This is a genomic window from Streptomyces sp. NPDC020681 (assembly GCF_044334895.1).
Lineage (GTDB): Bacteria > Actinomycetota > Actinomycetes > Streptomycetales > Streptomycetaceae > Streptomyces.
The window spans coordinates 538,392-552,658 of sequence record NZ_JBIRTX010000004.1 but is presented as its reverse complement, the minus strand read 5'-3'; the positions used below and the strand labels follow the sequence as shown (position 1 = coordinate 552,658).

Sequence of the window (14,267 nt, the reverse complement as noted above, 5' to 3'; positions counted from 1 at the left end):
GCCATGACGCAGCCGCAAGAGCCCGTTGCGGGCTTTCCCACCACACGTTTCCGCGAGCTGCTGCGCCAGGCCCGATCGCTGCTGGGCACCGCCGACGACCGCACCAGGCTGCGTGCGAGCCTTCGCCTGGCCGATCCGGACGAGGCACGGCAGACCGAGCCGGGGAGCAGGGACAGTGATAAGGGCCCGGACACCCATGGGTCTGCCGGCATCACGGCCGAACACAGCGCGCTCACCGCCGACAGCACCGCGACAGAAGGCCGTCGGGAGGACCTCGCGCATGTTTCGCGCGCCCACCACGCCGCGCGGGATTTCACCTCGGACCGGGTCTTCGCCGACGCGCTCCTGCGCCAGCTAGCGATGGCCGATCATCTCGACGCGGCGGTCCGCCTGGCTCACCGAGCCGTCCATGTGCTGCCCCAACACGAACGCGAACAATGGGAGGACCTCGTCGCAACGCTGGAGCGCCTCCGTACGGCACATCGCCGCCGGACGATCGGTCATGAACAGGACACGGACCTCGACACCTACCGTCGCCGGGCCAACTTCGAGTGTGTTCACTCCTACTCACTGACGGACGAATTCATCGGACGCGAGGACGATCTGCGAGCACTCAAGCAGTGGGCCTCCGACCCAGAGGGGAGCACCGTCCTCTGTCTTTGCGCCCTCGGCGGGGGCGGCAAGTCCGCGATCGCATGGCAGTGGATCAACCGCGTCCTGACCGAATGGCACAACAGCGGCTACCGCGGCGCGTTCTGGTGCAGTTTCTACGACAAGGGATTCGCCTTCGAAGACTTCCTGCGCCGGGCACTGGTGTTCTGCGGGGGCATGAAGGAGGCCGCGGTCCGGGCCCTGCCGCGCGCCCGGGTGGAAGAGATGCTTCTTGAGGCGCTGGCAGGTGATCGTTTTGTGCTGGTGATCGACGGCTTGGAGCGCCTGATGACGGCCTACGCACGCGCCGCCGACCGCGCGATCGACGAGGAAGGTGCACGTGCCGCCAACGATTTCACCTACGCATCCCCCGCCCAGCGCAGCATGTCCGACCCGCGCGACGGCGAATTCCTGCGCCGTCTGGCCGGGACCGGCAGCGGCACGAGGGTGCTCATCACAACCCGGCTCCGGCCTACCGAACTGGAGCCCAAGGACGGCCAGAACGCGGGTGCGGTGGCAGCCTTCCATGACCTCGAAGGGCTGAACAGGGACGAGACATTCGAGTTGTGGGACAGCATCGTCCGGGACAGCCCGTCCGACGATGTCCTGGACGCCCTGTTCGACCAGTGCGGCGACCATCCGCTCACCGTCGGCGTTCTGGCCCGGGCGGTCGCCAAGAGCGGGGGCTGGATAGCCTGGCTGACCGCGCACCCCGACTTCGCCCCCGAGGGCCCGCCCGCCCGGGCACAGGCGTACATCATCGGCACCTGTGTGCGCGACCTCGGGGAGGACCGGCTCGAGGTGTTGTTCGTACTGACCATGACCGGTCGGCCCATGCTGCACCGGGAGGTGACGGAGACGCTGCGGTTCGGCTCGATCTCCGACGACGGGGAGCGGTGGGCCGAGCCAGATCGTGTCGCCGAAGTCCTCGACCACCTGATCGAACGCGGGCTGGTCGGCCGGGTGAGGGCGGAGGAGACCTGGGAGTACGACGTGCATCCGGTCGTACGGGGGCAGATGTGGGAGGCGCTCACGGAGACCGGGACTGGACGCGACCGGTTCCTCGATCACGCGCTGTCGGAACTGACCGCGATTCCCGACCCGCAGCGCCCGCTGGATCTGCACCATCTGCAACGCGCCATCAAGGTGTACGGCATGTACGCCCGTGCGGAGCAGTTCGACCGTGCCTGGGAACTCTTCTACTACCGGCTCTGGTATCCGCTCGAATCCCAAGGTGCCACCCGCGAGTTACTGGACCTCCTTTGCCTGCTGCTGCCCGCGGGGGATCTGTACCAGCTGCCCCCGCTGACGTCCCGGCGGCAACAGGCGATCGCGACCGGCGCTCTCGCCGATCTCCTGGTCCAGATGGGCGACAGTGGTATCGACCGGGACGGACTCGGCGATGTGCTGCTCCGATGGAGTGGCGCGATCTCACTGCGCCTCGGCGATGTCTTCATGTTCCTGAGTTCCCACCACAGCCGCACATGGATGTCGCTCTACGAGGGTCGGCTCTACGAGACGGAGATCAAGCTACGACGTCTGCGCTCGCTGAGCGTGGGTGTCGGCGCATTTGACATGGTGGGGCCGATCGACCTGTGGATCGGCATCGTCCTCGCGCTCCGCGGCGAGGAGTCGGAGGGCCTCGCTCGACTCGGCAACCCCATGGGCAGCTTCGACTCCGAACGGTGGCGCAAGCAGACGACGGCCGAGGGGCTTCTATACGCGAACCGGCCCACTGAAGCGCTGTGGCTGCTCGACTACCTGACCGAGCAGGGTACGGACGCTTCGGAAGGGTACAACCAGCTCGCATGGGAGTATCTGACCAGGGGCGTGGCGAAGTACCGTGCCGGCGCCGACTCGCCGGAAGGGCTGACTGAGGCGTACGACGACGTCGCCACTGCGCTGAGTACCGCGCGGGGCACCGAGTACGCGATTGTCCAGTGCTTCGCCCTCACCGCGCTGGCGCAGATCCGGCTCGACCAGGACAGCGTGCAGGCCGCGGCCGACCTCGTCGACAAGTACTTCCTCGTGGATCCGAAGGGCCGCTACCGACTCACCGCTTCCGATGCCTACCGGATTCGCGCAGAGTGCGCCCGGAGGCGAGGGGACATCGAGCGGGCGGTCACCGACGCGCGGAAGTCGTACGAGCGTGCCGCCTGTGACGGACCGCCGTTCGTCTACCGGGACGGGCTCATCCGCGCCCGTGCCCTGCTCACATCCCTCGGCGAATCGGTGCCCAGGGTGGACGCGGAGCTACCACCGGAGTGGGCGACGGTGCTGAGCGAACAGGTCTGCCGGGAGGCGGAACAGCGGGAGGCGGAACGGAGCGACGCGCTGGTCACTCGTCGGCAGCCCCGTCGGCCCGCCGGGCGGAGCGGGGACACCAGCGCGATGATCCTGCGTGTGGACCGGATGGCCCGCGCCGCGACCGACGACGACCAGCGCTGGTGGTCCGACGTCACCGGCGACCACTCGACGATCACGCTTCTACTCGGAAAGACCATGGTCGAACTTGGGCTCACCCTCGCGGATGCTCGGGCGCGCTTCGAGCAGAGCGCCCACCGATCGATCGAGGTGCTGTATCACGAGCTGTGGGCGATGCGGGTCCTGCATCCCGAGGAGCCCAGGCAGGCCGCCGACGCGTCGGCAGAGCAGCGCGAGTCGTGGCTTGCCGACACCGCGGCACAGGATGTCCAGCTCGAAGCGTTCCTCAGCGGCGAGCGCGCAAAGGACGCGGCTCGTGCATTCGACGACCATGGTCTCGACGAGAGAGGCATGCGGGTGTTCCTCGACGACGGCCTCCGGCGCATCGACTTCGCGAACGCTCCGGATCACGCCCGCCGATGGTGGCACCAGGCCGAACAACGCCGCGGCCTGAGCGGGCCGAACGGCCTGCGCGACATGCTGGTCATCGCCGACTGTGTGCAGTCGATCCCGGGCACGCTCGGGCAGTTCGTCGACGCGATCTCCCTGCGCGGGGCCGAAGGGATCGAGTACGCCTTCCGCGCACTCGACGTGGCACGGTCCACCGAACAGCCGCAGATCACATGGGTGTCCAGGGTCGACGGCTGGCCGCGCTGGCGAATCCTCCTCCGGCTGCAGGCCGTCCTGTACCGGCTCGACTGGCCGTCGGCCTCACCCGAGGTACGGGACTTCTGGCGGCGGCGGACCCACCCCGACGACTCGCGGCTGGACCGGGTCCTGCACCTGGCGGAAGAGATCGCGCTGCGGGAGGGCGCTTCGCTCACCGACTACCACAACGCGTGGCTCAGCGGGGGCACAGAGAACATTCAAGCGATCCTGTGCTTCCTCGACTACCAGCGGGCGAAGTCCGCGCCGGTGGGCGAGGAGCCCTGGTCCGACAGCAACGCCGCGACCCGGTGGCCGTACGACACCAGGTCGCCCAGCTTCACCGACACATCGGCGTGGCGGGCCGACCGGATCACGCGACGCCTAGGCCAGTTGAAGAACCGCATCGGCTACGGCGTGGCGAGCAGTCCGGCACGCGCCTGGTGGGACGGTCTGGAACACCAGGTGTGCGGCGCGGCCATGGTCCGGCTCGCGGAGGAGCTCGATACCCGCGGTGAAACCGTCGAAGCCTTCCATCTCGCCCATGTCGACGCCCAGACCGACAATCCCCTGGCCACGCTCGCCTATCTCGATTTCGACATGCTGCGGGACACATACGGCGACACTGGCGCCGAAGCGGCCGCGCAGTCACACAACGAGAACGGGAACCGGAAGTACGCCAATGGGGACTACGACCCCGCGATCGCCAGTTACGAGGCTGCCATCGGGAAGGACCCGACCAGGCCGGTGTACTACACCAACCTCGCCGGGGCGTGGCAGAAGAAACTGGGCTCGGCCGCCGGAGCGCGCAAGGCGATCGAGGTGATTCGCCTCGGTTTGGACCGGTGCACGGACAAGTCCGATCTGGAGGGCGAACTGGCTCGGCTCGACCTCTGGGTCCGCGGGATGGCGCGGCGTGGCGCGAAGGACGAAGCGGAAACCCGGGCCAGCATCGTCGCCCGGGTCGTGGTCGAACTCTCCCAAGCCCTGCAGGACGATACGGAAGGGCTGGTGAAGCGGACCGACGACGTGCGCGGTGAGATCGCGGCGACCGTCGGTGTGACGCTGCCACCCGTCCGGTACCGCGACAATGACGCGCTGGCTGCCGGCCACTACGTCATCGTGATCAACGAGGTACGACGCGTCCCGGGAGTCACTGTGCCGAGCGCGGTCTTCGTCCGGTCCGACGGTGACGCGCGGGATCCGCTGGATGGCGCATCCGGCGGGTGGAAGACCACCACGCACAACGCGGCCCTGCCCGAGGGCGCGTTGAGCCCGTACGACTTCCTTCTGCGCCATCTCCGCCAAGCGGTGCTGGCGGACACCTCGTGGCTTCACGAGGCGGACATCGCCGCGACACTCGAGGAACGCTGGGCGGACCCGCTCAACCCGGTCGCGGATCTCCCAATTCTGGCCGACTTCACCACGGTCGTGCGGGCCATGCTGGACGACGGGGTACCGGTGGTGGCGATGGAGGTACTGCTCGACGCATACCGGGTGGCCCGGGACCGGGGCGAGAACATCGACGAGGCGATTCAGAGTCTCCGCGTGCTGCCAGGCGTCCGGCCGCAGTTGCCGGGGAACTCGCCCCGCGGTGAACTCGTGCGCCTTGGCGATGACCTCGAACGGATTCTGCGATCCGCTCTCGTCGATGCGGGTGACCAGCACGTTGTAGTACTCAACGCACGGGACGCGTACACGGTTCTCGATGTGCTCCGCCAAGAATTCGAGGATCGCCGACCCGATGAGAGGCGAACTCTGCTCACCACGGATCCGCTGGTGCGCCGCTACCTACGACTCCTGGTCAGAACCGAGTTTCCCTGGCTGCACGTCATCGCGGATGCCGAACTCCTCGGCCGGCGTGGGGCTGGCCGCACAGCGACATCGACCGATGCCCGGGATCGACCATGATGGAAAACGGCGCCACCGACCAGGCCGAATCCGCCGACACGATCACAGTCGAGATCGGGTTGCCGGGACCTGTTGATCCATCCGGGACCGCGCCGATCGAAGCCGCGGTGCGAAGCACCGTACAGCGACTGGTCACCGACCTCGCCCTGCCACTCTCACCTGACGTGGAGGTGGCTGTCAGTACCTCGGAACGGCTCCTGATGCACATCAACGGACGCCGGTGCCGCATGGTCGAACGACAGTACTTCGCATCGCTCGACCAGTCGTTGCCCGCCCGGCTCGCCCACGCGGTGGACACAAGCCCGGAGCTGTTGCTCACCCCGGCGGTGATCGCGGCGCTGTGGTCCCGGTGGGGTGGGAAGACGAGTCGGCCACCGGAGGCGTTCGCCGCCACGCTGCGCTCGCTTGTTCGCCATCGTGTGCGCCCCGACCGGTTGGCCACTGCCACGGCCATGTGGTCCGACGACCAGGCCGGCCGGGCATTCGAGGATGCCTTGTGTGAGGCGAGCGCGCCCTTGAGCATCATGGTCGACCCGCTGACGCATATCGAAATCAACAAGGATGAGGAGCAGGTAAGCGCGAACACCGCATGGTTGGCCGAAGGGGTGTTCGTGGAACTCGGGATCGTGCTCGGACGGCCGCGCGTCGGCCTCGACGAGAGTCTTCCGCCGTACCACTTCACGGTGAGAATCAACGACTGCCGACTGAACACACAGCCTGGGATCCGCCCCGGCACAGCCTTGGTCAACAACACCGCGGAAAGACTCAGGGAAATGGACGTGCACGCGGAGCCGGTGACGAACCCCGCGACGGGGCAGCCTGCCGCCGTAGTCGCCACCAGGCATGTGGCCATGCTCGAGGCGGCCGGCCACACGACGTGGACGGTGTTGGGCACTGTCATCCTGGTGGCTGCGGAAAAGGTCCGGCGCCATGCGGGCGCCCTGCTCAGCCGTGACATCGTCGAATGCCAGCTGGGCACGGTGTCCGCCACCGCCGCCGCCATGGCTGCGTCGCTGGGCGGCCCCGACGCACTCACGCCCGTCATGCGGGACCTTGCGTCGGAGGGCGTAAATGTACGTGATCTGACCGGTATCGTAGGATCGCTGTACCGCACGCCCACAATGCCCGCTTGGGTGAACGAGCGTGTGGTCATCGCGCCGGCGTCCTACCGGCCGGGGCTGCCCGACGCTCCGGAACTGCGGAACACCGGGCTGGCGTCCTCTGTGGAGGCCGTACGCATGGCCTTGGCGCCGGCTGTCTCGTCCAAGGTCGCAGGCACTACCAAGACCCTGGTGGTGTACCTGCTGGCAGCACAGATCGAGGTCCGGCTGGGTGATCCCACACCGTACTCGGAGGCCGAACGTGACGATCTGATTGGCCTCATAATGGAGGAAATCCGATTCTTGCCACCTACCGCACTGGCGCCCGGAATCCTCACCCGGGTCGGTGCGCGCCGGAGACTGCGCGAGCTCATCCGGGCCGAACTGCCACAGGTGCCCGTCCTCTCGTACCGGGACGTCGACCCTGAGTTCAATGTCCAGCCGATCGCGCGGATCGGTTGACGTGCTTACTTGGACGTGTTGTTGAAGCAGCCCTCGATGATTTCAAGCGTCATCGGCTTGTAGACCCTGCTACCACAAAACAGGCATACCCCTTGTGGACTCCTCGACAGCACGACGGTCTTGCCCTGAACGCACATCGATATCGGGGTGCTCCGCGGGGAGTACCGCCCACCACATGAGCAGATGCCAAACTCCACTGCCATACACCTACCTCGCCCCACTTGGCGCAGGCGCTCTGACACCACATCCATGTCCTGGGATGCAAAGTAGGCCCCGGCCAGTGGTCCGTCAATCACCGACCAGGTCCCTGCCGCCTGCGGACACGACCCTGAGCGGATGCGCCCGAACTGTAGGACACCGTCCGGTACTCCAGTGAGACTTCGTGCGGAAGTCGCGGGTTGGGCTACGGAATTGGAGTCTGCCTTCGCGCCGTGGCGGGGCGGTTCGGGCGGGTGGATCTGATGTCTGGGACTACTTTGCCGAACAGCTCGGACCGGACGGTGTGTTGATCATCGACACCGGGTTCATCAAGAAGGGCAGCTCGTCGTGCGGGGTGTTCACCCCATTTCAGCGCACCCGTCCCCGTGCCTTCAGCGCCACCGGCGGCAGTTCCGGAGCGGACAGCCGATCGCCGTCGAACCCCTTCACCTCGCCGAAACGGGAGCCCACCATCCAGTCCTGCCGCGCCTGTTCGATCTCCTCATGAGACCGCCCGATGAAGTTCCACCACATCACGATCTCCTCCTCGAACGGCTCCCCGCCGAGCAGCATCAGACCCGCGTCGGACTCGGCGCGCAGCGGGAGTTCGGTGCGGCCGCAGCCCAGGTAGAGCATCGAGCCGGGCAGGACCGGTACGCCGTCGACATGGGACTCGCCGGACATGGCGAGTACGGCGTACTCGAAGTCCGGGTCCAGCGGCAGGCTCGTCTCGGTGCCGCTGGTGAGTGCCAGGTCCGCGCCGACCAGGGGCGTGTACGTCGTGCCGGGCGAGGCCGCGCCGTCGAGGGTGCCGAGGATGACCGTGGCCGTCAGGCCGGGCGCGGTGACCGTCGGCAGTTCGCTGTGGTGCTGGAAGTCCGGTTCGACGTCGCGGTGCCCGTCGGGCAGCGCGACCCAGAGCTGCGCACCGTGCAGCATGCGGGCGTGCGGTTTGGGGCTCTCCTCGGAGTGGGCGATCGCTCTGCCGGAGGTCATCAGGCCGAGTTCGCGCGGCCGGATCGTCGCCAGGCTGCCCGTGCTGTCGCGGTGCAGCACCTCGCCGTCGTGGAGCCAGCTGACGGTCTGCAGGCCCATGTGCGGATGCGGCGGCACCTGCATTCCGGGCTCGTCCGCGATGTCGTCCGGACCGTAGTGGTCGACGAAGGCCCAGGCGCCGACCATGCGCCGGCCGAGGTTGGGCAGCAGGCGGCGCACCTCGGTGGACTCGCCGAGCTGGACCCGGCGGGGGCTGAGGAGTTCACGGACGGGTTCGGCTACGACAAAACCACGACCGCCGCACACGGAGAGGGCGGCCTGACGATCGAGATTGCTCATGGCGCTCAACCTATTCCTGTACGGGCGTGAGCCGTCAGCCCCACGCCCGAAACAATAGTGGAATGTTCAACCATAATCCTGTGTTGACGCGTACGCAGCCGACCGGACGAGGCTCCGAGGAAGAGGAGGACGAATGATCGACACCTACTACGAGTTCGGCACCGCCGCCGAGCGCTGGGGCCGTGCGCAGATGTTCTTCGACGCCAAGGAGTACCTGATCGCCGCCCGCATTCTGCGTGGCCTGGTGGACGAGGTTCCGGAGCAGGTCGCGCCGCGGCTGCTGCTGGCCCGCGCCTACTACCACTCCGCGCAACTGCGCCGCGCCGAGACCGAGTTGCTCGCCGTTCTGGAGCTCAGCCCGGTGGAGCACTACGCGCGGCTGATGCTGGGCCGCACGCTGGAGCGGCAGGGCCGGCCCGAGGACGCCGCGCCGCATCTGCGGATGGCGGAGGCGATGTCCGGCATCTGACGTGTGAGCGGTCCGATGCGGGAGCAGCCCGACCCGTGAGCCTGACCGCCGCGCCGTACGGCGGGGCGGTCAGGCGAGCAGCCAGGTGATCGCCGACAGCGATGCCATCGACAGCAGCGTGGACAACAGCACCGCATCTCTCGCGAGGTCGGTGTTCAGCTGGTACTCGGACGCGAAGATGAACGCGTTCTGCGCCGTCGGAAGGCCCGCGCAGAGCACCACCGCGTACAGCTCGTGACCTCCGAGGCCGAACGCCCACCTCGCCAGCGCGTAGGCCAGCAGCGGCTGGACCATGATCTTGAGGCCGACCAGCACCCGCCGCTCGGTGCGGCCGTCCGCCGTGGCCCGGCGGCCGCGGGCGCTGAGCGACATCCCGAGCGCGAACAGCGCCGCGGGCACGGCCGCACCGCCGAGCATCTGCACCGGAGCGGTCAGCCCGTCCGGCAGCCGCCAGCCCGCGGCGGCCACCGTCACACCGGCGGCGGAGGCCGCGATGATCGGGTTCCGCAGCGGGAGTTGAAGGATCCGGCGCCGGCGGTCGCGGGCTTCGCGCCGTACGTCGAGGTCTATCAGGATCAGTATCAGCGGCGTGACGAACAGCGTCTGGAACAGCGCCGCGGCGATCATGAACGAGGCATCGTCGAGGACATGGACGGCGATGGGAATGCCGAGATTGGCGGAGTTGACATACGCGCCGGCCATCGCCCCTATGGCGCGGTCGGCCCGTCGCCGCCGGAAGACCCAGCGGCCGAGCAGCAGACCGACCGTGAACACGATGAGCAGGCTCACCGCGAACACCGCCACGCCCGGACTGACCAGTTCGGAGACACGTGAGCGGGAGAGGGTCAGGAACAGCAGCGCGGGCATGGCGAACGCGAAGGCGAACCGGCCCAGTACATGCTGCGCCTGGCTTCCGAGCACATTGAACCGGCCCGCTGCCCAACCGAGGGCGGTGATGGCCCAGATGGGCAGAAAGCCGGAGAGTACGGTCACCGCGCCAGCATGCCCGACAACGATCACCACATCCGGGCCGGCCCCGCCGCCCGGGCCCCGGAATCGTCAGATCCGGTGGCTCACGACGTTGACGACACGGCCGTTGGGGTCGCGTACGAAGAACCGGCGCACGCCCCACTCCTCGTCCTGCAGCGGGTGCACGATCTCCGCGCCGCGCTCCAGCATCGCCGCGTACACCGTGTCGGCGTCCTCCACCTCGATGCTCAGGTCGGCCCACACGGGCGCGCTCGCGTCATGGGTGGCGAGCGTGAGCTGGGCCGTCGGGTTGGACGGCGAAGCCAGCGTCATGACCCAGCCGAGGTTCATGACCTCCTCGAGACCGATGAGACCGTAGAACTCCCGGCTCTCGGCCATGGACTCGGCCGACGCGGTCCGGATGTCGGGCACGACACGGCGTACAGACATGGGCAGTTCCTCTCCGCGGAATCGTTCGCACATGCCGCGGACGGCGGTCCCGGCACCACACCGCCGGAGCCCGCCGCCCGCACAACGTAAGGGAGTCAGCCGCGGTACGTCTCCAGCAGCCGCAGCCAGATCTCGCTGACCGTGGGATACGCGGGCACGGCATGCCACAGCCGGTCGATCGGCACCTCGCCGACGACCGCCACGGTCGCCGAGTGCAGCAGCTCGCCGACGCCGGGACCGACGAAGGTGACGCCGAGCACGACCTCGCGGTCCAGGTCGACCACCATCCGGGCGCGGCCGCGGTAGCCGTCGCCGTACAGTCCCGCGCCCGAGACGGAGGCGATGTCGTAGTCCACCGCGCGGACCCGGTGACCCGCCGTCTCGGCCTCCGCGAGCGACAGGCCCACGGCCGCGGCCTCCGGGTCGGTGAAAACGACCTGCGGGGCGCCGGCGATGTCGGCGGTCGCTGAGTGCGCGCCCCAGCGGTCGGTCTCCAGCAGCGGGACCCGCCGTGCCCTGGCCGCGATGGCGGCCCCGGCGATGCGGGCCTGGTACTTGCCCTGATGGGTCAGGAGCGCGCGGTGGTTGACGTCGCCCACGGCATACAGCCAGTCGCTGCCCTGCACGCGGCAGCTCTCGTCGACCGGCAGCCAGGAGCCCGGCTCCAGGCCCACCGTCTCCAGACCGATGTCCTCGGTGCGCGGCGCCCGGCCGGTGGCGAAGAGGACCTCGTCGGCCTCGATCCGCTCGCCGTTCTGGAGCACCAGCGTGACGGGGCCGGTGCCGTCGGCGCGTTCGACGGATGCGACATCGGTGTTGGTACGGATCTTGGCCCCGGCCTCGGTCAGGGCATCGGCGACATGCTCGCCGACGAAGGCTTCCATCCGCGGCAGCAGCCCGTCGCCGCGGACCAGCAGGGTGACCTGGGAGCCGAGCGCCTGCCAGGCGGTGGCCATCTCCACGCCGACCACGCCGCCGCCGACGACCGCGAGCCGTCCGGGGACGTGCTGGCCGCTGGTGGCCTCGCGGCTGGTCCAGGCCTTCGCGCCGGCCAGACCCGGCAGATTCGGCAGTACCGCACGGCTGCCGGTGCACACGGCGACAGCGTGCCGCGCGGTCAGTACGTGGCGCTCGCCCTCGGGTCCCTCGACGACGACCTTCTTGGGGCCGTGCAGCCTGGCCTGGCCGCGGTAGAGGCGCGCGCCCGTCGAATCCATCCACGCGACCTGGCCGTCGTCCTTCCAGTGCGAGGCGAACTGGTCGCGATGGGCCAGTACGGCCGGTGCGTCAAGGGCACCCTGTACGGATTGACGCAGTCCCGGCACGCGGCGGGCGTCCGCGCGGGCGATCACCGGGCGCAGCAGCGCTTTGCTGGGCATGCAGGCCCAGTACGAACATTCACCGCCGACCAGTTCGCTCTCCACCACCGCGGTGCTCAGGCCCGCCGCCCTCAGCCGGTCCACCACATTCTCGCCGGTCGGGCCCGCGCCCAGCACAACCACGTCGTACTCCACAGCTTCCGTCATAGAGCCAGTCTGGTCCCGGGTGTGCGCCTTGGCCACATGGGCAGGGGCAGGAATAGCACGGCCCCGGGCACCGTTGTCGGGGGCGAGTCCTTCGGACACACCGGACATCAGGGAGAGGTTGCACGCCATGAGCACTGTTGAGCTCACCAAGGAGAACTTCGATCAGGTCGTCAGTGACAACGACTTCGTTCTGATCGATTTCTGGGCTTCCTGGTGCGGCCCTTGCCGACAGTTCGCCCCGGTGTACGAGGGTGCCGCCGAGCGCCACCCCGACCTGGTCTTCGCGAAGGTCGACACGGAGGCCCAGCAGGAGCTGGCCGCCGCGTTCGAGATCCGTTCCATCCCGACGCTGATGATCGTCCGCGACAATGTCGCGGTCTTCGCCCAGCCCGGCGCGCTGCCCGAGGCCGCGCTGGAGGACGTCATCGGTCAGGCGCGCAGTCTGGACATGGACGAGGTACGCAAGTCGATCAAGGAAGCCGAGGCCAAGGCGGCCGGAGCGGATTCCTCGACCGAGAGCTGACGACGTCGACGGGCCCGCCATCCGGCATGGCGGGCCCGTCTCTGTCTCAGATGTGCGGCGTCCGGCGTCTCACCCTCGGGATGCGGGCGGTGAGAGCGGGACGGCAGGGCGGGACGTCAGCGATCGGCCGGCGGTTCGACGACCCGCGCCGAGAGCCCGTAGTCCAGTTCCGCTCCGTCGACCAGCAGCGCTTCCACCGTCCGCGTCGCAGGGTCGATATCGGCCTCCAGGCCATGGCCGACATAGCGCGGATAACCGGACGAGCCGCGCCGCCCCGTCGCCTCCACGACGGCCGAGCGGATGGCGGCATCGGCCAGGGACGTGGCGTCGCTGTCCTCGACATGCTCGGGCACCAGCAGAATCTCGAAACGCTGCGGGTCTGTGCTCATGGACGTGACGCTAGCTCGACTCGCGGTGGACCGCCCGCGCTCCCATCAGATCGTGCCGTTCGGGCTCGATACCCGGGTCGCGGACGACGCTGTCGACGAGTTCGGCGAGCCGCTGACCGGTGACCATGTCGATGTGGACCGTGCTGAGCCGCGGCCGCAGCAGTCTGCCGAGCAGCAGATCGTCGGCGCCGATCACCGCGGTGCCGCCCGGGACATCGACGTCCTGGTCCTGCAGGGCGCGCATGAGGAGCATGGCGTACTCGTCGTTGTAGGCGTAGACGGCGTCGAGGCCGAGTTCGCGCCAGCTTGCGGCGAGCGCGCGCGCCGACTCCTCGTCGTACGACAGCGGCAGCGGCTGGATCCGCGCGCCGAGTGCCGCCGCGGCCCTGCGCGCGCCCTCGACGCGGGGCTCGGAGAAGAGTTCCAGTCCCGGCTCCTGCGGCACGACGACGCCGATGGCGCGCCGCCCGCGCTCGACCAGGTGTGTCACCGCGCGGCTGCCGATCTCGCTCTGGTCCATGACGAGCGAGTGGGCGCCTTCGACGCGGCGCGGGCCGAGCGTTATGACGGCCTTCGCGCCGGAGCGCTTGAGCACGCCGACGCCGTGCGGGGTGAGCGCCACCTCGCCGAGCGACACGACGGCGACGGGCCGCAGTTCGGCCCAGGCGCGGGCGGCCTCGTCGCCGTCGAGGCCGAGGCTGCCGTACTGCACCACGGTGTAGTCGAGGCGGCGCAGGGCCCACTGGAGCTCGTTGAAGAACTCGCTGTAGAGGGGGCCGACCGGCACATGGGCGGTGGGCAGCAGAACCATGCGGGTGTGTCCGGCGCGCAGGCTGCGGGCGGCGGCGTGGGGCACATAGCCGAGCTCTTCGGCGGCCTCGCGGACCCGGCGTCGGGTGGGCTCGCTGATGCGCACGGCCGAGGTGTTGTTGAGCACGTAAGAGACGGTCGCCCTGGAAACTCCGGCCAGCCGGGCGACGTCGGCGCTGGTGGGGACGGGGCGTTCAGTGGACTGCTTGGGTGTCTGGCTCATCGCCCTCGGCATCCTTCCAGAACGGTTCCGCCGGGGTTTTCGCGGATGGCCGGAAATCAACTCCGCATTGTGTTTACACGTGCCACTTGGCGCGTGTAAACACGAACTTCGGCTTGATCGGGGCGCGCCGGCCGCACCTCGCGATCCGTACGGATCGCCGGCCCCGTCCTCGCATCGGAGAT

General features: G+C 68.7%; 10 protein-coding genes. 4 read left to right on the top strand and 6 right to left on the bottom strand.

Translation table 11 applies throughout. The annotated features are described in order from the left end of the window. Positions 1–3: 3 nt before the first annotated feature. Both ACH4YL_RS12675 and ACH4YL_RS12670 read left to right on the top strand, forming a co-directional pair. Entirely contained in the window at positions 4–5,631 is a 5,628-nt protein-coding gene (locus tag ACH4YL_RS12675; RefSeq protein WP_398507274.1) for an FHIPEP family type III secretion protein, read from the top strand. Continuing rightward, the gene (locus tag ACH4YL_RS12670; RefSeq protein WP_398507273.1) at positions 5,628–7,193 is read left to right on the top strand and encodes an FHIPEP family type III secretion protein; all 1,566 of its coding nucleotides are present in this window, start codon (positions 5,628–5,630) and stop codon (positions 7,191–7,193) included. Before ACH4YL_RS12675 ends, ACH4YL_RS12670 begins: the two co-directional genes overlap by 4 nt. Positions 7,194–7,760: 567 nt before the next feature. Here ACH4YL_RS12670 and ACH4YL_RS12665 read toward each other — a convergent pair. Continuing rightward, positions 7,761–8,726 carry a pirin family protein gene (locus ACH4YL_RS12665; RefSeq protein WP_398507272.1) on the bottom strand — a complete coding sequence of 322 codons (966 nt, stop codon included), beginning with the start codon at positions 8,724–8,726 and terminating at the stop codon, positions 7,761–7,763. A 133-nt stretch (positions 8,727–8,859) separates the two neighbouring features. Here ACH4YL_RS12665 and ACH4YL_RS12660 point away from each other — a divergent pair, with 133 nt between their 5' ends. Further along, entirely contained in the window at positions 8,860–9,195 is a 336-nt protein-coding gene (locus ACH4YL_RS12660) for a tetratricopeptide repeat protein (protein WP_398507271.1), read from the top strand. A 69-nt stretch (positions 9,196–9,264) separates the two neighbouring features. Here ACH4YL_RS12660 and ACH4YL_RS12655 read toward each other — a convergent pair whose 3' ends face one another. From ACH4YL_RS12655 to ACH4YL_RS12645, 3 genes are all read right to left on the bottom strand, one after another. Further along, positions 9,265–10,188, bottom strand: a complete 924-nt coding sequence (locus tag ACH4YL_RS12655; protein ID WP_398507270.1) for an AEC family transporter — start codon at positions 10,186–10,188, stop codon at positions 9,265–9,267. Between the two features lie 66 nt (positions 10,189–10,254). Further along, positions 10,255–10,614 (bottom strand): VOC family protein, encoded by a 360-nt coding sequence (locus tag ACH4YL_RS12650; protein ID WP_398507269.1) that lies wholly within the window; start codon positions 10,612–10,614, stop codon positions 10,255–10,257. Positions 10,615–10,709: 95 nt separating this feature from the next. Then, entirely contained in the window at positions 10,710–12,140 is a 1,431-nt protein-coding gene (locus ACH4YL_RS12645) for a dihydrolipoyl dehydrogenase family protein (protein ID WP_398507268.1), read from the bottom strand. Between the two features lie 127 nt (positions 12,141–12,267). On the opposite strand from ACH4YL_RS12645, the gene trxA reads away from it, so the two are divergent. Continuing rightward, the gene (trxA, locus tag ACH4YL_RS12640) at positions 12,268–12,663 is read left to right on the top strand and encodes a thioredoxin (RefSeq protein WP_398507267.1); all 396 of its coding nucleotides are present in this window, start codon (positions 12,268–12,270) and stop codon (positions 12,661–12,663) included. 116 nt (positions 12,664–12,779) lie between these two features. On the opposite strand, the gene ACH4YL_RS12635 is transcribed toward trxA, so the two are convergent. Continuing rightward, positions 12,780–13,052 carry a hypothetical protein gene (locus ACH4YL_RS12635; protein ID WP_398507266.1) on the bottom strand — a complete coding sequence of 91 codons (273 nt, stop codon included), beginning with the start codon at positions 13,050–13,052 and terminating at the stop codon, positions 12,780–12,782. A gap of 10 nt (positions 13,053–13,062) precedes the next feature. After that, entirely contained in the window at positions 13,063–14,085 is a 1,023-nt protein-coding gene (locus ACH4YL_RS12630; RefSeq protein WP_398507264.1) for a LacI family DNA-binding transcriptional regulator, read from the bottom strand. Positions 14,086–14,267 lie beyond the last annotated feature (182 nt).

Bases quoted from the DNA above. Each gene is read 5' to 3' on its own strand.
- ACH4YL_RS12645 (WP_398507268.1), bottom strand. From the start codon at position 12,140: ATGACGGAAGCTGTGGAGTACGACGTGGTTGTGCTGGGCGCGGGCCCG.
- ACH4YL_RS12660 (WP_398507271.1), top strand. From the start codon at position 8,860: ATGATCGACACCTACTACGAGTTCGGCACCGCCGCCGAGCGCTGGGGC.
- ACH4YL_RS12675 (WP_398507274.1), top strand. From the start codon at position 4: ATGACGCAGCCGCAAGAGCCCGTTGCGGGCTTTCCCACCACACGTTTC.
- ACH4YL_RS12665 (WP_398507272.1), bottom strand. From the start codon at position 8,726: ATGAGCAATCTCGATCGTCAGGCCGCCCTCTCCGTGTGCGGCGGTCGT.
- ACH4YL_RS12650 (WP_398507269.1), bottom strand. From the start codon at position 10,614: ATGTCTGTACGCCGTGTCGTGCCCGACATCCGGACCGCGTCGGCCGAG.
- ACH4YL_RS12635 (WP_398507266.1), bottom strand. From the start codon at position 13,052: ATGAGCACAGACCCGCAGCGTTTCGAGATTCTGCTGGTGCCCGAGCAT.
- ACH4YL_RS12670 (WP_398507273.1), top strand. From the start codon at position 5,628: ATGATGGAAAACGGCGCCACCGACCAGGCCGAATCCGCCGACACGATC.
- ACH4YL_RS12630 (WP_398507264.1), bottom strand. From the start codon at position 14,085: ATGAGCCAGACACCCAAGCAGTCCACTGAACGCCCCGTCCCCACCAGC.
- trxA (WP_398507267.1), top strand. From the start codon at position 12,268: ATGAGCACTGTTGAGCTCACCAAGGAGAACTTCGATCAGGTCGTCAGT.